This window comes from Allocellulophaga tsushimaensis, assembly GCF_055383085.1.
On sequence record NZ_AP039451.1, the window covers coordinates 917895 to 938709 of the forward strand.

Annotated in this window: 22 protein-coding genes; 10 read left to right on the top strand and 12 right to left on the bottom strand. The window is 31.4% G+C overall.

The window, feature by feature from the left end:
* Positions 1-54 precede the first annotated feature (54 nt).
* The 8 genes from ACZ451_RS04095 to ACZ451_RS04130 all read left to right on the top strand — a co-directional run bounded on the left by ACZ451_RS04095 (position 55) and on the right by ACZ451_RS04130 (position 5644).
* On the top strand, positions 55-1047 hold the full coding sequence (locus ACZ451_RS04095) for an ABC transporter ATP-binding protein (RefSeq protein WP_464215829.1): 993 nt from the start codon (positions 55-57) through the stop codon (positions 1045-1047).
* Complete coding sequence (locus tag ACZ451_RS04100; protein WP_464215830.1) at positions 1044-1421, top strand: nuclear transport factor 2 family protein; 378 nt, start codon at positions 1044-1046, stop codon at positions 1419-1421. Before ACZ451_RS04095 ends, ACZ451_RS04100 begins: the two co-directional genes overlap by 4 nt.
* Positions 1422-1442: 21 nt before the next feature.
* Positions 1443-2564 carry an ATP-grasp domain-containing protein gene (locus ACZ451_RS04105; protein ID WP_464215831.1) on the top strand — a complete coding sequence of 374 codons (1122 nt, stop codon included), beginning with the start codon at positions 1443-1445 and terminating at the stop codon, positions 2562-2564.
* A complete protein-coding gene (locus ACZ451_RS04110) occupies positions 2564-3232 on the top strand; it encodes a DNA alkylation repair protein (RefSeq protein ID WP_464215832.1) in 669 nt (222 codons plus the stop codon). Before ACZ451_RS04105 ends, ACZ451_RS04110 begins: the two co-directional genes overlap by 1 nt.
* Before the next feature lie 24 nt (positions 3233-3256).
* On the top strand, positions 3257-3982 hold the full coding sequence (locus ACZ451_RS04115; RefSeq protein WP_464215833.1) for a helix-turn-helix transcriptional regulator: 726 nt from the start codon (positions 3257-3259) through the stop codon (positions 3980-3982).
* Positions 3983-4025: 43 nt separating this feature from the next.
* Positions 4026-4484, top strand: a complete 459-nt coding sequence (locus tag ACZ451_RS04120) for a GyrI-like domain-containing protein (protein ID WP_464215834.1) — start codon at positions 4026-4028, stop codon at positions 4482-4484.
* A 6-nt stretch (positions 4485-4490) separates the two neighbouring features.
* Positions 4491-4835: a DUF1801 domain-containing protein gene (locus ACZ451_RS04125; RefSeq protein WP_464215835.1), complete on the top strand. Its 345-nt coding sequence runs from the start codon at positions 4491-4493 to the stop codon at positions 4833-4835.
* A 128-nt stretch (positions 4836-4963) separates the two neighbouring features.
* The gene (locus ACZ451_RS04130; protein ID WP_464215837.1) at positions 4964-5644 is read left to right on the top strand and encodes a DsbA family oxidoreductase; all 681 of its coding nucleotides are present in this window, start codon (positions 4964-4966) and stop codon (positions 5642-5644) included.
* 36 nt (positions 5645-5680) lie between these two features.
* Here ACZ451_RS04130 and ACZ451_RS04135 read toward each other — a convergent pair whose 3' ends face one another.
* The gene (locus ACZ451_RS04135) at positions 5681-6412 is read right to left on the bottom strand and encodes a LytR/AlgR family response regulator transcription factor (RefSeq protein WP_464215838.1); all 732 of its coding nucleotides are present in this window, start codon (positions 6410-6412) and stop codon (positions 5681-5683) included.
* Complete coding sequence (locus ACZ451_RS04140) at positions 6409-7551, bottom strand: sensor histidine kinase (protein ID WP_464215839.1); 1143 nt, start codon at positions 7549-7551, stop codon at positions 6409-6411. The genes ACZ451_RS04135 and ACZ451_RS04140 overlap by 4 nt, the downstream gene beginning before the upstream one ends.
* Positions 7552-7779: 228 nt before the next feature.
* Here ACZ451_RS04140 and ACZ451_RS04145 point away from each other — a divergent pair, with 228 nt between their 5' ends.
* Positions 7780-10209 carry a TonB-dependent receptor domain-containing protein gene (locus ACZ451_RS04145; RefSeq protein ID WP_464215840.1) on the top strand — a complete coding sequence of 810 codons (2430 nt, stop codon included), beginning with the start codon at positions 7780-7782 and terminating at the stop codon, positions 10207-10209.
* 20 nt (positions 10210-10229) lie between these two features.
* Here ACZ451_RS04145 and ACZ451_RS04150 read toward each other — a convergent pair whose 3' ends face one another.
* From ACZ451_RS04150 to pdxA, 10 genes are all read right to left on the bottom strand, one after another.
* Positions 10230-10679 (bottom strand): 3-oxoacyl-ACP synthase, encoded by a 450-nt coding sequence (locus tag ACZ451_RS04150; RefSeq protein ID WP_464215841.1) that lies wholly within the window; start codon positions 10677-10679, stop codon positions 10230-10232.
* 19 nt (positions 10680-10698) lie between these two features.
* Positions 10699-12108, bottom strand: coding sequence for a hypothetical protein (locus ACZ451_RS04155; RefSeq protein ID WP_464215842.1), 1410 nt, complete (start codon positions 12106-12108; stop codon positions 10699-10701).
* A 21-nt stretch (positions 12109-12129) separates the two neighbouring features.
* On the bottom strand, positions 12130-14073 hold the full coding sequence (locus ACZ451_RS04160) for a hypothetical protein (RefSeq protein WP_464215843.1): 1944 nt from the start codon (positions 14071-14073) through the stop codon (positions 12130-12132).
* A gap of 37 nt (positions 14074-14110) precedes the next feature.
* Positions 14111-14794: a hypothetical protein gene (locus ACZ451_RS04165; RefSeq protein ID WP_464215844.1), complete on the bottom strand. Its 684-nt coding sequence runs from the start codon at positions 14792-14794 to the stop codon at positions 14111-14113.
* Positions 14795-15083: 289 nt separating this feature from the next.
* Positions 15084-16433, bottom strand: coding sequence for an acetyl-CoA carboxylase biotin carboxylase subunit (accC, locus tag ACZ451_RS04170; RefSeq protein WP_464215845.1), 1350 nt, complete (start codon positions 16431-16433; stop codon positions 15084-15086).
* Positions 16434-16526: 93 nt separating this feature from the next.
* Positions 16527-17012, bottom strand: a complete 486-nt coding sequence (gene accB / locus ACZ451_RS04175; RefSeq protein ID WP_464215846.1) for an acetyl-CoA carboxylase biotin carboxyl carrier protein — start codon at positions 17010-17012, stop codon at positions 16527-16529.
* A 22-nt stretch (positions 17013-17034) separates the two neighbouring features.
* The gene (locus tag ACZ451_RS04180; RefSeq protein WP_464215847.1) at positions 17035-18033 is read right to left on the bottom strand and encodes a beta-ketoacyl-ACP synthase III; all 999 of its coding nucleotides are present in this window, start codon (positions 18031-18033) and stop codon (positions 17035-17037) included.
* Positions 18034-18218: 185 nt separating this feature from the next.
* Positions 18219-18416, bottom strand: coding sequence for a 50S ribosomal protein L32 (gene rpmF / locus ACZ451_RS04185; protein ID WP_464215848.1), 198 nt, complete (start codon positions 18414-18416; stop codon positions 18219-18221).
* An 8-nt stretch (positions 18417-18424) separates the two neighbouring features.
* Positions 18425-18961 carry a YceD family protein gene (locus tag ACZ451_RS04190; protein ID WP_464215849.1) on the bottom strand — a complete coding sequence of 179 codons (537 nt, stop codon included), beginning with the start codon at positions 18959-18961 and terminating at the stop codon, positions 18425-18427.
* A gap of 142 nt (positions 18962-19103) precedes the next feature.
* Positions 19104-20159: a 4-hydroxythreonine-4-phosphate dehydrogenase PdxA gene (gene pdxA / locus ACZ451_RS04195; protein WP_464216890.1), complete on the bottom strand. Its 1056-nt coding sequence runs from the start codon at positions 20157-20159 to the stop codon at positions 19104-19106.
* Between the two features lie 59 nt (positions 20160-20218).
* Here pdxA and ACZ451_RS04200 point away from each other — a divergent pair, with 59 nt between their 5' ends.
* Positions 20219-20806 (top strand): riboflavin synthase, encoded by a 588-nt coding sequence (locus tag ACZ451_RS04200; protein WP_464215850.1) that lies wholly within the window; start codon positions 20219-20221, stop codon positions 20804-20806.
* Positions 20807-20815: the final 9 nt, after the last annotated feature.

Here is a 20815-nt window from a genome sequence, read left to right on the forward strand (position 1 = left end):
AATACCCGTTAGGTTTTAAAAACCTGACGGGTATTTAATTATATTATTTATAACATGCTCCAAATCAACAAGCTTTCTTTTTCATATGCTGACCAAGAAATTCTAAAAAATATCAGCTTTAAAGCAGATAAAGGAGCGCATGTTTCTATTGTAGGCACAAGTGGCTGTGGAAAAAGCACTTTATTAAAGCTAATTTATGGAAGTTTACAAGCAAATTATGGCACTATTTTTTGGAAAGATAATCAAATTTTAGGGCCTGATTATAACCTAGTACCAGGCGAGCCGTACATGAAATACCTTGCCCAAGATTTTGACCTAATGCCTTTTATTACGGTTGAAGAAAATATAAGTCAGTTTTTATCCGTTTTTTATCCAGAGGCACTGGCGGAACGTACTTTAGAACTATTAGAAATGATAGAAATGGTAGATTTTGCTAAAGTAAAAGTGAAGTATTTAAGTGGTGGGCAACAGCAACGTGTGGCCTTAGCACGAGTTTTAGCACAAGAACCAGAAGTATTACTTTTAGATGAACCATTTAGTAATATTGATAATGCTAAGAAAAATAAACTAAGACGTACGCTTTTCAAATACCTAAAAGAAAAAGAAATTACCTGTATTGTAGTTTCTCATGATACAAATGATATGCTTTCTTTTGCTGATGAAATTATTGTATTAAAAGACAAAGAAATTTTTGCGCAAGGCATTCCCCAAACACTATATAAAAAACCTAAAAACCAATATATCGCCTCTTTATTTGGTGAGGTAAATTGCATTCCAATAAAAGCATTAAAAAGTTATGCCCCTATAGACACCGAAATTTTAATATATCCTCATGAATTTTTTACCTCTAAAGAAAATGGTCTTAAAGTAACTGTAGAAACGAGTTATTTTAAAGGGGCATATTACTTAAACGAAGGAGTTTATGATACGAATAAGAAAGTACTTTTCAATTCAAGAAAAAAATTTCAAAAAGGAAAAGAATTGTATTTAAATATTGCTTTAGAAACCATTAATTTAAGGATTTCTAATATAAATGAAGAAGAATGAGCCTAGAAGAGAACAAAAAAAATGCCATAGCCTTTTATAAAATGGCCTATGAAGGCAATCCAAAAAAAGCAGTAGAATTATATATCGGTAAAGAATACATTCAGCATAACCCAGATGTGGCTGATGGTACTAAAGGTTTTATAACTTATTTTGAACGAATGCAAAAGGAATATCCAAATAAGACCATTGCATTTGTACGTTGTATTGCCGAAGGTGATTTGGTAGCCTTACACACTCACCAAACATGGCCAGAAAATGATGAATATGTAACCATGGATTTTTTACGGTTTGATGAAAATGGAAAAATCTGCGAGCATTGGGATGCCATACAACAAATTCCAAAAAAATCTGCCAACCCAAATACCATGTACTAGTATATTAAAACTGTTATTTCTATGCAAAATACCTTATACCTCGTAGCACCTAACAATGCGGAGTCTGGCACTTTAGAAACACTACCCCATAACGCAGCAATAAAAATTATAAAAAATGATGAATTATTAAATTCAGACATTCAATTTAAACCAAATGATAAAGTCTGTGTTGCCTCAGAAGCTTCGTTAGAAATAGCTACAAGTAAACTACAAGATGAATCTAAAAAGAATGCAGTAGAGGTTTTAAAAGATAAATTTAAATTCAGAGAAATTTGCAGTACCATATATCCTAACTATGAATTTAAAAAGGTAGACTTTGCTGATATTCCTAATTTAAAGATTACAAAAAAAACTGTTCTAAAACCTTTAAAAGGTTGTTTTGGTACTGCTGTTAAAATAGTAGACCCAAACACTAATTTAAAACGCATTGCAAAGGAAGTACAAGAAGAATTAGATAAAAATAGTGGAGTGCTTTCTGAAAGTGTATTGTCTCAAAACGATTTTCTCTTAGAAGATTATATTACAGGAGAAGAATATGCTGTAGATATGTTTTATGATGCTGACGGAATACCACATATTGTAAACATATACCATCATCCTATGCCTAAAATAGCTTCTTATTTGCATATGATCTATTACAGCAGTAAAGAAGTATTTGATCTTATTTATGAGGAAGCGATAGCTTTTTTTAAAAAATTAAATACTATTTTAAAGCTCAAGAATTTTACATTACATAGCGAGTTTAAATATGATGACATACTATTTCCTATAGAAATAAATGCCATGCGCTATGGAGGGATGGGTTTAGGTAATATGTTATATCATAGCTTAGGGATAGACCCATATCATTGCTTTTTAAATGGAAAAGGACCAGATTGGGAACGTATTTGGAGTAAAAACGGTGATACCATATTTGCATTCTTTATTGCATATAATGGAACTGGAATAGATAAAACTAGAATGGAACCCGATCTATCTTTATTAAAAAGTAAATTCACAGAAGTACTTCATAGTGCTATTTTTGATTATAAAAATCAATTGGTTTTTGGAATCTACTCCTTAAAAGAAAACAAGGAGAATTTAGAAAAATTATTAGCAATAGAATTTAATGATTATTTTAAGCCTATCGTTAATACAGTATAATGCAAGATTATATAGCCGCTTTAGAAAATGAATTTAAAAGAAATGCAAATACAGAAATTGCAGCGCAACAAGAAGCTTATTTAAAAAACCGGTTTGCGTGCTATGGCATCAAAACCACAGATAGGAGAGTATTACAAAATCCATTTTTTGTAAAAACATTTTTGCCAAAAAAAGAACAACTCGTACCTATTGTAAAAGCACTTTGGGAAAAACCAGAAAGAGAGTATCATTATTTTGGGCAAGAGCTTGCTTTTAAATATGTAAAACAGCTAGAAGAAAAAGATATTCAACTTTTTGAATATATGGTGACACATCAATCTTGGTGGGATACGGTAGATTTTATTGCTACTAAATTAATGGGAGCCTATTTTAAAAAGTTCCCAGAAAAAAGAAAAGCAGCTATAGACAAATGGCTTGCTTCGGATCATCTTTGGCTACAAAGAGCTGCCTTACTATTTCAATTAAAATACAAAGAAGACTTAGACCCAGAACTATTAAGTTATGCCATTAATAAACTAGTAGGTTCTAAAGAATTTTTCATTAATAAAGCTATTGGTTGGGTGCTTAGAGAATACAGCAGAACAAACCCAGATTGGGTCATTGCTTTTGTAGCTAAAACTAAATTAAGTAATTTGAGTAAAAAAGAAGCTGTACGGCTAATTAAATAAAATTACTGAAGAAATTAATAAAAGATGGATAAAAATAAACCAAGACTTGCCAGATTAACAGCCATCTTAACTCAACTACAATCTAAAAGATTAGTAACTGCGCCTCAGCTTGCAGAAAAACATAAGGTTAGTATACGTACTATTTACCGAGATATTAGAACCTTAGAACAATCTGGAATCCCAATAGTAACAGAAGAAGGAAAAGGATATTCTTTAATGGAAGGCTACCAACTACCACCAGTAATGTTTACAGAAGATGAGGCCAATGCATTAATCACTGCAGAGCAGCTTATGCTTAAAAATAAAGACCAATCGCTAGTTGAAAATTATAAAAATGCGATTGCAAAAATAAAGTCAGTTTTAAAATATTCTCAGAAAGAAAATACGGCATTATTAGCTGAACGCATTATTTTTAGAACCAATACCGAAAATCAGGTTACAAGTAGTTATTTAATGACGATACAGACTACTATTACAAAATTTAACCTCTTGGAAATAACATACAAGTCCATACAAAACCAGACGACAAAAAGAATTATAGAACCTTTTGCTTTATATAGTACGCAAGAGAATTGGCTTTTAATTGCATATTGTAGATTGCGTAAAGAGTTTAGAGCTTTTAGAATTGATAAAATTCAAGCTTTACAGGTGAAAAATGAATTTTTTGAAGCGCATCAAATGACTTTAGAACAGTATTTTGAAATCTGTAAACAAAAATATGTAAACACCCCTGACACAAGGCTGTCATAACTCCATTTTATTTTTGTAGAAACTTTTAAAAACAAATAAAAAAATGGATAAAATACAACTAGATGCCTTTTACGTTATTGGAATAGGCGTACGAACAACAAACGAAAACGGACAAGCGAAAGAAGATATTGGAATGCTATGGCAACAATTTATGTCTGAGCAAATTATTGAAAAAATACCGAATGTATTAGATGAAACTATTTATGCCTTGTATACTGATTATGAGAGCGACCATACTAAACCCTACACCACTATTTTAGGATATAAAGTAGCCTCTTTAGAAGAAATTCCAGAAGGAATGATGGGTAAAAAAATAGAGAAAACCAGCTATCATAAATTTATTGCAAAAGGAGATTTAACCAATAATGCTGTTATTGATCAGTGGATGAAAATTTGGAATACTGATCTGGACAGAAGTTACACCACAGATTTTGAAGTGTACGGTGAGAAAGCTGCAGACCCTAAGAATGGTGAAGCAGATATATACATAGCCGTAAAATAGATACAGATGAGACCAATAGACAATTTTTATGCAGACAAACCAGAACCTATTAAAGCTTGTCTGTTGGCACTCAAAAGTATTATTTGTAATTACAATTCAGAAATTACTCCAGAATGGAAATATAGATTACCGTGTTTTATGTACAAGCAGAAGATCTTCTGTTATTTATGGATTGATAAAAAAACGCAATTTCCCTACATAGGCATTGCAAAGGGTGTTAAAATAGAACATCCAGATTTAATACAAGGCAATAGAACTTATATGAAATTATTAATGATAGACCCAGAAAAAGATATTCCCATAGAAAAAATACACAGCATATTTGATATGGCGATGCAATTGCACACATAAAACTATTTGTTGCAAATACTCCTTTGTAGCGTAGTGGTATATAGCATTTTGTGTTTTTAATTTTATGAATGAAATAAAACACTACTTTTCTCGACTATTAGCTTGAACCTTAATTCCAATAATATCATATGGAAAAAATAAAGATAGATATCGTTTCAGATGTGGCTTGCCCGTGGTGTTATGTTGGAAAAAAAAGATTAGAAAAAGCGCTAGAACAATGGAAAGGAGCTACTGTAGAAATTAATTGGCATCCTTTTCAATTAGACCCTTATACCCCACTTGAAGGAGTAGACAGAGAAACGTATTTGGTGAACAAATATGGGAACATTGGGCACATACGCCAAATGGCAGAGAACCTTACCACAGTTGGTGCTGAAGAGGGTATTACTTTTGATTTTGAAAAATTGCAACATACTTATAACACACTAGCCATGCATCAATTATTATATGTTGCTGAAAAAGAAGGTTTTAAAGACCGTTTAAAAGAACGTCTTTTTAAAGCTTACTTTGAAGAAGTTCTTCCCGTTAATAAAATTGAAACTCTTTGTGGTATTATGGCAGAATTTGGATGGAATGATGAGAAAACCAAAACAATCATTTCAGATAAAAAAATTACAAAAGCGGTACAAGAAGAAATGATCTATTATCAAAAACTAGGCGTTAATAGCGTTCCTTTTTTTATTATTAATGATGAACATGGATTAAGTGGCGCACAACCTAGTGAAATCTTTTTACAGGTTTTAGCATCAGTAGCTCCAGTTACTATTGAAAACGGAGCCAGTTGTGATCCAGAAACTGGTCTGTGTTAACTTCAAAGAGGTGAAAAACAACTACGAAAATAAAAATCATTTCGCTTTTTTATTCCACAAATTGTTACCTAGAATTTTATCTAATGCATTTTTCTTATAATTTCTACTTAATGGAATCTTATGAGTTCCAATCTGAATTTCATGTTGTGCAATACCTTCAATTTTTTTCAATGCTACAATATATGATTTATGTACTTGTATGTATTCATTAAAATCTAGCTTTTCAACAACAGCTTTAAGCGATAATAAACTAATGTATTTTCGTTTTTCAGTATGTATCACAACATAATTCTGCATTGCCTTTACAAATAGGATTTCATTGTGATAAATCTTTTCATATTTACCATCGCACTTAATAAAAAAGCAGTTCTCTTCTTTCTCTTTTATTTTTAAGGAATTTTGTTTCTCTAGTAATTCTATCTGTTGTTTAGCTTTAGTTGCTGCAGTAAAAAAACGATTGAAAGGAATAGGTTTAAGTAAGTAATCTAAAACGTTAAGATCAAACCCATCAATAGCATAATTAGGAAAAGCAGTAGTTAAAATAGTCATTGGAGGTTTTGGATTAGATTTTAAATATTCTAATCCATTCATTAATGGCATCTGTACGTCTAAAAATAACAAATCAATTTTATAGTTTTCTAACAGCTGAGGGATTTCCAAAGCTGATATACCAATCCCCAGACAATTCATAAAATCAATCTGACCAATATAATTAATAATACATTCTCTAGCTAATGGTTCATCATCAATGACTATACAGTTTATCATTCGCTTACTTTTTTATTGCTGAGATCTTCTTTTTGTAATCTCAATTGTAATTTTACGGTATGTGTATCTTTTCCTTTAGCAACAGTTAATATGTGATTATTAGGATAAATAATATCTAGTCGTCTCTTTACGTTTTTTAAACCCAGACCACCATAAGATATTCCTTCAGGCAAGCTCTGTTTTAATTCAAAATTGGCACTGTTTATCAATTCAAAATTTAATTCATCACCTATCAATGAAATATTTAAATGAATCCATTTTGCTGATTTTTGATCTTCAGACAAATGCTTAAAAGCATTTTCTACAAAAGGGATTAATATAAAAGGTGCAATAGTAAGTTCTTCTTCTACTTCTATAATATCTACCTTTAGTTTAAAATTTTGATTCTGACGAAGACACTCTAATTCTAAAAAACTTTTGATATAAGAAAGTTCATTTTTTAAAGAGATTTTAGGGCTATTACACTCATAAAGTTGATATCGAAGTAAACTGGAAAATTTTACCAAAGAATCAGATGCCATTTTTGGATTCTTGTTAATGAGCACAAAAATAGAATTTATGGTATTGAACAAAAAGTGAGGATTAAACTGTGATTTTAAGAATTTTAACTCCGTTTCTAATTTTTCTTTTTCGAGTAATTGCTGCCTTTTTTGCGATGCTCTCCATATTTTAGTTAGCTTAATACTCATCCCTAATGTCATGGCACCTATACAAGAAGGTAGGGTATTGAATTTAAATATAGAGAATCCGTTCTTAGGAGAAATTTTAAATAACTCATATACTGATACATCAGCAATAGTAGCTGCCAAGTAATAATTAGCTGTAATTATAATAGCCATTAATAAGATAACGCTAACAACGGATAGGAAGAAAATTAAAAATTTCCCTTTTTGAAGAAACTTTGGAATTAAAAAGTATAAGCAAAAATATACACCCAAGGCTTGATAAATGACATAGCCTAAATATTTAACAATACTATGTGGTTCCATCAAAGATTGAAGAACGTCACTTACACTGCCCGAAAAAAGTGTCCACCAAGCAAAATGATAGCCTGCCCAAAATAAAATATGATGTATTTTATAACGCTCTAAAAAGGTTAAGATAGGTGATAACACATTTATGGGTATAATCTCTTTCACTAATTAATTGACTATAAATCATCAAAATATAATACTTTATTCTAACACAACTTTTTATAAATTGACATGTGGTAGCCTTTTGTTGATAAAAGACATTTTTTAACCCTATTTAAAGTAAATACGACTTCAATATCTAAATACTTCCTTATGTAAATAAAAACAACCTCTTTGTCATTCTATTTTTCAAAGCATATATAATTAATGCTACTTGCATTTAAAATTATATCCATGAAATCAGTTTTACTTTTCTTCTTTTTAAGTATTATAAAACTAGCATTTGGGCAAGTATCAGGATCAGTTGTTGATGAAAAAGGCAATCCTATTATATATGCTAATGTAATGTTGTATAATAACCAAAATAATGTGTTATACAAAGGAAGTCTTACTGACGAAAAAGGGAGTTTTACATTTAAGGTTGATAAAGAAGGGACTTATACTATACAAGTGAGTCTTTTATCATATCAGACCTGGAAATCTGAACCTTTTGATATTTCTTTATCTAACCACAATAAAACTTTCACTAACATTATTTTAAAAGAAGAAGTTACGTTCTTACAAGGAGTAGAAGTTACTGCACGTCGTAAATTAATACAACGAACACAAGAAGGTAGTGTAATTAATGTACAACAAAGTGTGTTAACTAAAGGCAGCACAGTTTTACAGTTACTTGAGCGTTCCCCAGGAGTAATTATAGACCAGCGCAATAATAGTTTTTCATTGAATGGAAAAAGTGGCACATTGATTATGATTAATGGTAAAGTACAACGCATTCCCATTGCAGATTTAATTGCAATGCTCAACGGAATGAGTGCCAATACTATTGAGAAAATAGAATTGTTAACCAATCCTTCCTCACGTTATGATGTAGATGGCAATGCAGGAATCATTAATATTATACTTACAAAAAATGAAACTATTGGTTTTCGTGGAAATATTAACCTCAGTGCCGGTTATGGAGTAGGTTTAAAACAAACAACAGGATTTTCTTTAAACTATGGTAATGAACGCACCAACTTATTTGGTTCATATACTTTTTCATATGATGATACTTACAGCGGTTTTCGTGGTATTGGGACAACAGAAATACCCATCTTGGGAGGTAGCACGGCCATTGATTTTACAAATAGAACACAGCAAATTAATCGTAATCATAATGTAAATTTAAACTATGATTATAAAATTTCAGCAGCCTCTTTATTTGGTGCAAGCATATTGTATAATACATCCAGACCAATAGTTTTTACACAAAATACAGGTTTGTATGATTTTACAAATAATCCTTTTTTAGAGGCTCAAATTAGATTGAGAGGTAATGGAAAGCTAAAGAATTTTAATACATCAGCTTACTTTGAAAGGAAAAAAGAAGATCATATGTTTACCATAACGGCAGATTATATCAATTATAATAATAAAACTCCAAATAGCGTAAGTAGTACTTATTTTGATGAAAATGGAACTCCTTTTCAACCTGATAATGAAATATACAACCAGGGCAATCGCGGGTTCAATGAAACCAATATTAATATAGGTGTACTAAAATTAGATTATCAACATACAATAAATGGAAACGTATCTATAGAAAGTGGTATAAAAGGGTCACTATCAAAAACTATAAATGATGCGCGAATCGAAATCTTACAAGGAGATGATTTTATTATTGATAATCGTTTTGTAAGTACGCTAGAAAATGAAGAAAAAATCGGAGCTATTTATACTTTATCTGATTATACCTTTAACGAAAAAAACAAGGCTCAGTTAGGACTACGATACGAATATTGGGATCAGAACTTTGATGATGTTATTCTAAACCGAAGTTTTGGAAAATTATTCCCATCGTTTTTTTTAACACACTCTTTCTCAGATATTTCAGCTTTAAACTTTGCCTATAACAAAAGAATTACACGACCAAATTACTCGGATTTAGCCTCTTTTTTAATTTATAATGGACCTACATCTGTATTTAGTGGAAATCCACAATTACTCCCAGCAATTACAGATAATATCAGTCTTAGCTATAGTAAAAAATCGTTCAGCATTTCTTTATTAGCTGCTAATGAGAACAACCCTATAGCGCGTTTCCAAATAACCCGTAACTCCCAAAGTAATGTTGCTGTTATAGCCCCCGTAAATTTAGAATATCAAAGGAATATAGATATACAGGCTAATATTCCAATACGAATTACAAACTGGTGGGATCTAAATTTTAATGGAACAGTTGGCTATAGAGAATTTAAATTATTACATACTGATGAAAAGATTACAAATAGTTATAGACACTTTAATTTTAACGGTTCACAAACTATTAGATTACCTAATAATTTATCACTAGAACTATCGGGATGGTATACATCACAACATTATAATGCTAGTATTTTGGTAAAAGGATTTGGAATGCTAAACGGAGGTATTAAAAAAGAATTTAAAAATGGGAGTAGTCTTCAATTTTCGGTAACAGATATTTTTGAAAGTTTTAATATTAATAGTCAAATAGGGACGCTTACTAGAGAGGCTTTTGGAGATGTGTTTGAGGTTAATTATAGTTCCGAATCTGGTTTTTCGCATATTTTTAGGATTGCATATTCATATCCCTTTGGAAATAAGAAAGTAAAAGCCTCCAATATAAAAACTGGTGCTGACACAGAGAAATCTAGATTTTGATAGGCGTAATATGGAAGGGACTATTCTAATGAAAGAATTTTAATTTCTTTTCCATTAAAAACAATAGATTCTCCAACAGCTTTACCCATTAATAATTTACCGATTGGTGTAGCAGCAGAAATACAAAAAACGGAGGCGTTTTTTTCTGTGTAAGCCCCAGCAGAAATAGCAATGTAATAGGTAGCCGTTTCTGTTGTAATAAGACTCCCAAGGCCAATTTTTTTGGTATTTTTTTCTAAAGGAACTTTTGCTAATAGTTCTTGCATTTTTTCGGCTTCTGCTAATTGCTGCCCTAGTTTCTCTCGCTCTAACTGTAGCATTGCTCTTCCCGTTTCGTGCTTATCTCCTGCGCTGCTTTTAGTTTCAGAAGTTAATGATTCTTGAATTCCTTGTATGTTTTTCTGAATACGTGTAACCCGTTCCGTGATAAAATTTTCGCAGAAATTATAAAGTTCTTTTTTAGAAATCATATCATTCAAGGTAGTTCTTTTATGGCAAAGAATCCTTTTTTTGCAAACCAAAAAAAAGTTGAGACATTATATTTATATCTTTATTTGCTCCAGAAAGATAGCCATTAACTTCAATTGTATTGGTGTCTTCTATTTGTTTTGCTCGTATTTTTAGTTTTTCTAATACCTCACTTATTTCATTAAGTTTTGGTACAAATAGATCTTCTTTTAACGCCTTAAAATCTACCTGTACATTAAAGAACCCTGGATGCAACATTTTTTGAGTAGGTATGTTTTCTTTTGTAGTAGAAAAAGAAGTATGCATGGCTGTTTCTTTTGCATAGAACGTATAAAATGGTATTGCTTTTAATACATTATCTTGTATAGCCCCTTGGTTGATAAGGTAATCGTTTAAGCTCTCGTTTTCTGCACCCATATGCACCATTATTTTTGGCGCTTTTTTTTCTTGTGTTGTTTTTACAGCTACTTTTTCAAAATTATCATCATATTCATAACTCACAATAGTATCTGTTTGTATAGTAGTCCCTTTAATTCCTATATTAAAAAAACCACTAGTTCTATCTACAAAATCTGTAACACCAATATTGTTCTTCCTAAAAAAAGAAATTCCTTCTAAACTTTTTATAAAGGCTTCTTTGTTTTCTTTTTGCTCAAAATTAGCATCATAGAAAAGTTGTAATGATGCATTTGGAATTGCTTCATACACCGTATCTGGATAGTACGTGTTAGATTTTTCTGTATGCATAATACCCTCAACAATAGCTTCACCATCATTAAAATTTAAAGTAACCAAACCGTCTCCGTTTGTATAAGCTATATGGTCTGAAGTACTTCTTAATTTTGCTATTAGTGGATGTTTTTTATCTGATATTAATTTATGTTGTAATAAGACATCATCAAAAACAGTTTTCACCTTTTCTATTGATGTTTCTAATGCCATTGCAACTGCTAGCCTTTCTGCGTTCCAAGCTAATACTACTTTAGATTTTTCTAAAGTTAGGTGTTTATAGCCCTCTATATCTGTTATGATTGAAGTTGATTTTTCTTTTGAATAGTTCTGAATGTATTTTTCAAAAGCCTCTGAATCTTCTATTCTAAAAGTAGTAAAAAAAGTATTTTTAATATCTTTCATTGTATAAAAAACAAGAGAATAGGGCATAATATCTATTCCCATTCCATCATCTTCTATGGTATCTTTTTTAGTATCACTTTTAGAGAATGAGCTATTTTCCCAATAGTAACTTGGAGAAGAAAGTGCATCTAAAACCAATGTTTCTTTAATATCATGAACTCCTATTTTTAGAACACTTTCTGCATCTACATGAACTACATTAAGCAATGTTGAAGTTTTCTTAAAATATGAATAACTAAAATATCCTATCACTACAAATACTGCTAGTGATAGGATTATTTTCAAGAATTTTTTCAAAAGATTTTCTTTTTAAAAGGATTAATCTAATAGCTTATTAATCATATTAAAAAAATAAGCCAAACTGTTTTTATTTCCTTTTTCTGGAGTATTTAAAATCATTTCTCCTTCTAATGTATTTCCTTTTATTTTACTTGTTCTAAAAATTACATCTTCAGTATTTTCTGCAATAAAATCAATTCTTTGTCTTAAATCTCTAGGCATAATATCTCTAGGGAATTTAGCTGCTATTTGTTTTCCGTTTACATATATAGCGCTAGAGTTTTTACTAATTAATTTTTTATGCTTTCCACTAACTTTACCATTATAAGCTCCTTTGCTTATCGCCATCATATGTGCTGCAGAACTTCCTATAATAATAGCATCATCTTTAAACATTACATTTAAAGTATACGGTAAATCCGTATCTTTTATTTGGTACATTCCATTTCCTTCAATAGTAATTTTTCCTCTACTCTCTTTTACAGCAGCATTCATCAATCTATGGAATAAATCTTTCTCAGAAGAAGTAACCATCATTAAAAAGTCTGGTATAGTTTCTGTTTTTGTTTTCGTAATCTCCGTTCTATCATAATTATCATCATATTCATAGGTAGTGTAACTTACTTCTCTTTCTTTCATTTCTGTAAGTACAAATAACATATCGCCTCGTAAAATTTTTGCAACGCCTTCTTCGTCTATAAGTAAAGAAAATAAACGTGTGCCAATAGGAATATATGTAGCCATTTCATCATCGCCAACATTTTCAAACATTGTATTCATGAGATCTGGATAGGCTTCTAAAATTCCTTTTGTACTTCCATTAATGGAAAAATAGCCTAACATGTTATCTTCATTAAAATATTTAAAAAAATTAGTATTCATTTTACCATCATACATCGCTTTAGTATACTTTGCCATTTCGTTATTCATGATATAGCTCGTATTCCAAACCGCTTTTGTTTTGTCAAAATTAAGTTTAGAGCTTACAGATGTATTACGATACAGTTTATCAAAACTATTGTATACACCTAAATAACTACTACCAAGACCGTAGGCAAGTTCTCTTTGGAGTCCTAAAGCATCTGTATAAATTGATCCAAAATCTCCTATCCATGCTACCGCTTCGTCTTTACCATTTCCTACTGCTTTTACGTAGGATGCATTTTTTAATATCGTACCATTAACATAATTAGCTGCCATGGTTGCTTTTGCTGCTGCAATAAGTTGTTTATTTTTTTCTAATTGTAATGCTTCTCTTTTTTTACGTTTTTGGGCATAATAATCATTATCATTTGATTTTGTAGATGCTGTAGTATCTTCTATAATATCAACATCTTCTGTAGATTCTATAACGGTTTCTTCTATTTCAATTTCAACTTCTTCTAGAGGTGTTTCCATAGCCTCTTCTATTACTACTTCTTCTACAGCATCTGCTGCCGCTTCTACTGCTTCTTCTATTACCGTTTCGTCATAGTAATCATTTTTATAATAACTATAATCATCATATTTACCGTCTCTAAATTGTAAAACTGTTACTAAAAGTGTATTATCATTCCACATCGTAATCAAATCATCATAGGCATCTACAAAGTATGATACATTTCCTTCTGTTTCTATTATTTTGTCTCTTTTGTTATTTGAGAATAAGGATTCAAAACCTGCTTTATTTTTTAATGGAACTAGGAAGCTATGCGTAAAAGCAGTAGTATCTGACTTCATAAAATAGTAGAAGTTTCGATTTAAGTCCATTCCTAACTCATTTAAATTATTTATTTTGCCTTTTGTTCCTTGTTTTAATTCTTTTAAAAACAGTTTTCCAAGTTTGGAATTTTCAAATTCTGCTACAGAAAATAAATCTGTAATATTTTTTCCTTTTAAGGTGATCACAGCTTTTGCATCACTCGGTATTTTTGAAATTAAATCTTGTGCATTAATTGTTACTGTAATGCAAAATAGGTATGTAAAAAGTATCAGTTTTTTCATTGGTGAAAATTATTTTTTGTTTGTTTTTTGTTTCGTTTTATTTAGATAAGTTAATGTTGTTTGCAATATCTTTTTTACCTAAAATCAATGACATCGCATCAATTTTAAGAAATACTGCTTTTTTATTAGGTGCTATTTTTGCGTTTGGATTAGACACTTTTTCAACAGTTTTTCCAAACCTATAAATGCTGGTATAACTTGCACCATCAAAAATTTTACGGTCTTCACTATTTAGTTTATAAAATGTTCTTTTAATACTATCATCATAAGAAAAAGAACGCTTAAAACTATTGGTATTGGTATCAAAAGAAAAGTTAGTGGTATTAAAATTAGTTTTACTTTTTTTGTTTTGTTTACTAATAAGGTCTTTAAAAACAGCATCTAAATTAACCACTTTATCAAAATCACAAGAAATGGTAAAGATATAATTATCAAAATCTGTGGTTTTTTTGATCTTAGAAATTCCATTTATGGTTTTTAAATGGTTTTCTGCATCTCTTAAAGCTAAATTAATATCATCTTTAGAAGGCACCCTATACCCATTTACACTATCTAATAACATAATTGAAGCAATCTTAGATTTACTTTTACTTAAATTAAAGGTCACTAACATTGTTCCACTACCATCTGCATTTAAGTTTATTTCTTCTAAAATTTCAAAACAACTGGTACATACCGTTAAGCTGAGAAATAGTATTAGATTCGTAAAAATTCTTTTCATGTTAAAAACAGTTGGCTTTAGTTATTAGTTTAACTTCAAAAAAAGGTAAAAATTGTATTGTTTTAATGTTATAGCAAAGTACGTGAATAAACCCTTGTATTCGCTCCCTGTAAACCGTGAATATCAAAACTAATGCCAATATATACCATAAAAAACAAAACTCTGATCTATTTTTATAAAGATCAGAGTTTTTATATTTTACTTGATAATTGAGATTTTAATGCTCCGAGGCTTGTCTAGATATTTTTAAGTTTCCTTACAATACCTTATGAGCCTTTCTCAAGATAGTTTATTCAGCTATTGGTTTCATTTCAAAATCTTCCATAAATTTTGTGGTATAGTTACCCGCAAGATAATCCGGATGATCCATTAACTGTCTATGAAACGGAATGGTTGTTTTTATGCCTTCAATTACAAACTCATCTAAGGCACGTTTCATTTTATTAATTGCTTCTTCTCTTGTTTGCGCTGTTGTAATTAACTTAGCAATCATAGAATCGTAATTAGGAGGAATAGAATAACCACTGTATACGTGCGTATCTAATCTAATACCATGCCCTCCTGGAGTATGGAGTGTAGTTATTTTTCCTGGAGAGGGTCTAAAATTATTATAAGGATCCTCTGCATTAATTCTACATTCTATAGAATGTAATTTAGGCACATAATTTTTTCCAGAAATAGGAACGCCACCTGCAACTAAAATTTGCTCACGGATAAGGTCATAATCTATAACTTGTTCCGTAATTGGATGTTCTACTTGTATCCTAGTATTCATCTCCATAAAGTAGAAATTACGGTGTTTATCAACCAAAAATTCTACTGTTCCTGCTCCTTCATATTTAATATATTCTGCTGCTTTTACAGCGGCAGCACCCATATCTTCTCTTAACTTATCTGTCATAAAAGGAGAAGGGGTTTCTTCTGTTAATTTTTGATGGCGTCTTTGTACGGAACAATCTCTTTCGGATAAGTGACATGCTTTCCCATACTGATCACCAACAACTTGTATTTCTATATGGCGTGGCTCTTCTATCAGTTTTTCCATATACATCCCTCCATTACCAAATGCAGCACTTGCTTCTTGTACAGCACTTTCATAAAGGTCTTCCATTTCTTCTTCTTTCCAAACAGCACGCATTCCTTTACCACCACCACCAGCAGTTGCCTTAATCATAACAGGATAACCCATTTTTTTGGCTGTTTTTAAAGCATCTTTTACATCTTTTAATATCCCATCAGAACCTGGAACACATGGTACATTTGCTGCTTTCATGGTTTGTTTCGCCGTAGCCTTGTCTCCCATTCTGTCTATCTGATCACCTGAAGCACCGATAAATTTAATATCGTGTTCTGCACAGATTTTAGAGAATTTAGAATTTTCTGATAAAAAGCCGTAACCTGGGTGTATTGCATCTGCATTCGTAATTTCTGCAGCAGCTATAATATTGGGTATTTTAAGGTAAGACTCACTACTAGGTGCTGGACCTATACAAACTGCTTCATCTGCAAAACGTACATGCAAACTTTCTTCATCTGCTTTGGAATAAACAGCAACTGTTTTAATTCCCATTTCTTTGCAGGTTCTTATGATACGAAGGGCAATTTCTCCCCTATTTGCGATCAATATTTTTTTAAACATCCTTTAAAATTTTAAGTTCTTATTTTTAAGTTTCAAATGAGAAAACCAATCTTAACTTTATAAAGATTAGCAGCATTTAATTCTTAAAATTTATTAAGATGGGTCTACTAAAAATAAAGGTTGATCGAATTCTACAGGAGAAGAATCATCTACCAATACTTTTACTATTTTACCTGAAACTTCAGATTCTATATCATTAAATAATTTCATTGCTTCAATAACACAAAGCACATCTCCTTGATTTATAGTACTCCCAACCTCAACAAAAACAGGTTTGTCTGGCGAAGGCTTTCTGTAAAAAGTTCCTATAATTGGAGATTTTATGGTAATATATTTAGAATCATCATTGTTTGTTTCAGTAGGAGTAGAAACTTCCGCAGGTGGCACAGCCGCTTGTGGAGCAGGAGCTTGTTGCATCATTGATCCTTGCATCGGTATTTGCTGTACGAAAGTAGTTTCAGGTGAACTTTCATTGCCAGTTCTGATCGTTATTTTGATGTCTTCCATCTCTAATTTAACTTCACTAGCACCTGATTTTGCTACAAATTTAATCAAGCTTTGAATTTCTTTTATATCCATGGAGTTTTAGATTTTGATTGTCTTATTTTGTGTTATATGCCCATTTTAAATAGATAGATCCCCAAGTAAAACCACCACCAAAGGCAGCAAATACTAAATTATCTCCTTTTTTTAATTGACTTTCGTAATCGTTTAATAGTAAAGGTAAAGTGGCTGATGTTGTATTCCCGTATCGTTGAATATTCATCATCACTTTATTATGATCTAAGCCCATTCTATTGGCTGTAGCATCTATAATTCTTTTATTTGCCTGATGTGGTACTAGCCAAGCTACATCATCATCAGATAAATTATTTCGTTCCATTATTTTGGCAGCAGCATCAGCCATATTAGAAACAGCAAATTTAAAAACAGATTTCCCATCTTGAAAAATAAAATGTTGCTTGTTCTTTACGGTTTCTTCTGATGCAGGCAAAATAGATCCCCCAGCATCCATTTTTAAGAAGTTACGGCCAATACCATCAGATCTTAAATATTCATCTTGTAAGCCTAAATTTTCAGTATTGGGTTCAAAAAGAGTAGCTCCTGCACCATCACCAAAAATAATACATGTAGTTCTGTCTGTATAATCTATAATAGAAGACATCTTATCTGCCCCTATCAATAACACTTTTTTATACCTGCCCGACTCTATATATGTAGCCGCAGTTGATATTCCGTATAAAAAACTAGAACAAGCTGCCTGCAAATCATATGCAAATGCATTTTTAGCTCCTATTTCTGAAGCTACAAAAGCGGCAGTAGAAGCTACCATCATATCTGGTGTAGCTGTACCTACTAAAACCAAATCTATTTCTTCTGGATTTAAGTTTCTTTTTTTAATAAGATCTTGCGCAGCTTTTATAGCAAGATAAGAAGTGCCTTTGCCTTTCTCTTGCAATATTCTTCTTTCTTTTATACCAGTTCTAGTAGTGATCCATTCATCATTGGTATCTACTAACTTTTCCAACATTTCGTTGGTCATAACAAAGTCTGGAACGTATGCCCCTACAGCTGTAATAGCCGCTGATATTTTAGTCATCTAAAAATATTTTTTTGCTAAAAACTTTAAAAAAAGTTACAAAACGGGCGAAAATTAGTGAATTTTTGACACTTTTCGAGCTTTTTTATCTTAAAATTGGCTTTTTTGAAGAATTTAGCTTTTAATAACAAAAAACTCCTACTTTTTAAAAAATAGGAGTTTTTTGTTATTATTTAGAAAGACTATTATGCTACAGCCTCTTCTGTATTATCTATTAATACTTGACCTCTGTAGTATAGTTTACCTTCGTGCCAGTGTGCTCTATGATACAAATGCATTTCACCAGTTGTTGGGTCTTGTGCAATTGTAGGGGCAACAGCCTTATAATGCGTTCTTCTCTTGTCTCTTCTCGTTTTGGAAATTTTCCTTTTTGGATGTGCCATTTTATAACTTATTTATCCGTTAATAACTTTTTTAATGCATCCCATCTGGGATCTGTTTCTTCTCCTTTATTTTCTTTTACTTCTTTTGGTTGTAATGCTTCTAACTTTTCAATAGCATCAGATTGTAATGTACCATCTAAAATACCTGGGTGCACCTTTTTTAAAGGTACTGCTAAAACTAGCATTTCGTAAACGTATTGTGCAATGTTAACTTGAAACTCTCCATGAGGGAGAATTAAAATTTCATCATTCTCATCATTAAACACTTCACCAAACTTTACCACCAAATCTAAATTAGCTTCAACAGGCTGATCGAAGGGCTCATTGCTTACATCACAATTTACATTTACAGTACCAGATCCGGTCATTTCTAACTCCATCATGGTACTTGTTTTGTTTAAGCTTACTTGCAAATTTATTGCAGTACTATTAAACTCATTATATTCAAAAGATTCAAAGAACGTATTGTCAATTTTAAAATCAAACTTGTGTATCCCTTGCTTCAATCCTGAAAAGGGTATTGCAAATTCTTTATGCTTCTTCATGTTTCACACTTAAAATTAGTGTTCCTGCCACGTAAAGGCGGGTGCAAAGATACTATTATTTTAATAAACCCCAACTTAATACACTAAATTATTAAACTTATAACTTCTTACAAAAAATCTGGCTCATGTAAAAAATGTACCATTACCTATAGTCTTTCTTTAATCGCTGCTTTTTTAAGGGGTTTGCTGTTAATGCTGTATATTCATTTCTATTTCTAAAAGTTTCTATGGCCGTAAAAACAGCTTCTTTAAAAGAGCTATGATCTGCCTGTCCTTTTCCTGCAATTTCATAGGCAGTTCCATGATCTGGAGAAGTACGGACTTTATGAAGTCCGGCAGTATAATTTACACCTTTACCAAAGGATAATGTTTTAAATGGGATAAGCCCTTGATCATGATACGCGGCTAAAATAGCATCAAATTTCTTATAGCCATCAGAACCAAAAAAACTATCCGCAGAATAAGGTCCATAAACCAAATGCCCGTCGTCAAAAAGTTCTTTGATAATTGGTTTTAAAACGGCATCATCTTCTTTTCCAATAATACCATTGTCTCCACTATGAGGGTTAATACCCAAAAGCGCAATTTTTGGTTTTGTAATGCCAAAATCTACTTTTAAAGACTTTTCTATAATGGCTATTTTGCTTTTTATAAGTTCTGGTGTTATTGCTTCGGCCACATCTTTTACCGCAATATGATCTGTTAACAAACCCACTTTTAAATTGTCTGTTACCATAAACATTAGGCTATCGCCTTCTAATTCTTGCGCTAAATAATCGGTATGACCTGGAAATTTAAAATCGTCGGCTTGGATATTATTTTTATTGATTGGAGCCGTAACCAAAACATCAATAGCATCTTCTTTTAAAGCTTTTACCGCAGCTCTTAAAGATTTTATAGCATAATTTCCTGCTTCTTCTGTTGCCTCTCCAAATTTTATAGTAGGCGTTTCTTTCCAAACATTTACTACATTTATTTTCCCATCCAATGCTTTTGTAGCATCATGGACACCATTATAGTTGATATTTAATTTTAAAGCATTTTTCTGAAAAGAAATGGTTTTATTAGAAGCAAAAATTACGGGTGTACAAAAATCCATCATACGGTTATCTTCAAAAGTTTTCAGTACCACTTCACATCCAATACCATTTAAATCTCCTATAGATATGCCTAATTTAATTTTTCTGCCTTCCGCCATCATATATTTATGCGTTTATAGTAATTTTACAATGCAAAATTACTTAATAAAAACGACACATGTTTACAGGTATAATTGAAACTTTAGGGGAAATAAAAGAGATCCGTAAAGAAGCTACTAATATGCACCTTATTATAAAATCTTCTTTAACACCAGAATTAAAAATAGACCAAAGTGTAGCACATAATGGTGTGTGTTTAACGGTAGTGGAAAAAAAAGATGATACCTATACTGTTACTGCTATTGATGAAACCTTGCAAAAAACAAATTTAAATCACTTACAAGTTGGTGCTTTTGTAAACCTAGAACGCGCTATGATTTTAGGGGCTCGTTTAGATGGACATATTGTTCAAGGACATGTAGACCAGACTGGAAAGTGTATTGCTATAGCAGAAAAAGATGGGAGTTGGTTTTTTACCTTTGAATATGATGCGAGTCTAAATAATCCTACCATAGAAAAAGGTTCTATTACGATAGATGGGACTAGTTTAACGGTTGTAGATTCTGGCAAAAACACCTTTAGTGTCGCCATTATACCATATACATATGAGAACACTCGTTTTAACACCTATAAAGTAGGCACAGTTGTAAACCTAGAGTTTGATGTTATTGGGAAATATGTGGCTAAGTTGATGGCGGGTCGTTAGGTAGTTGTT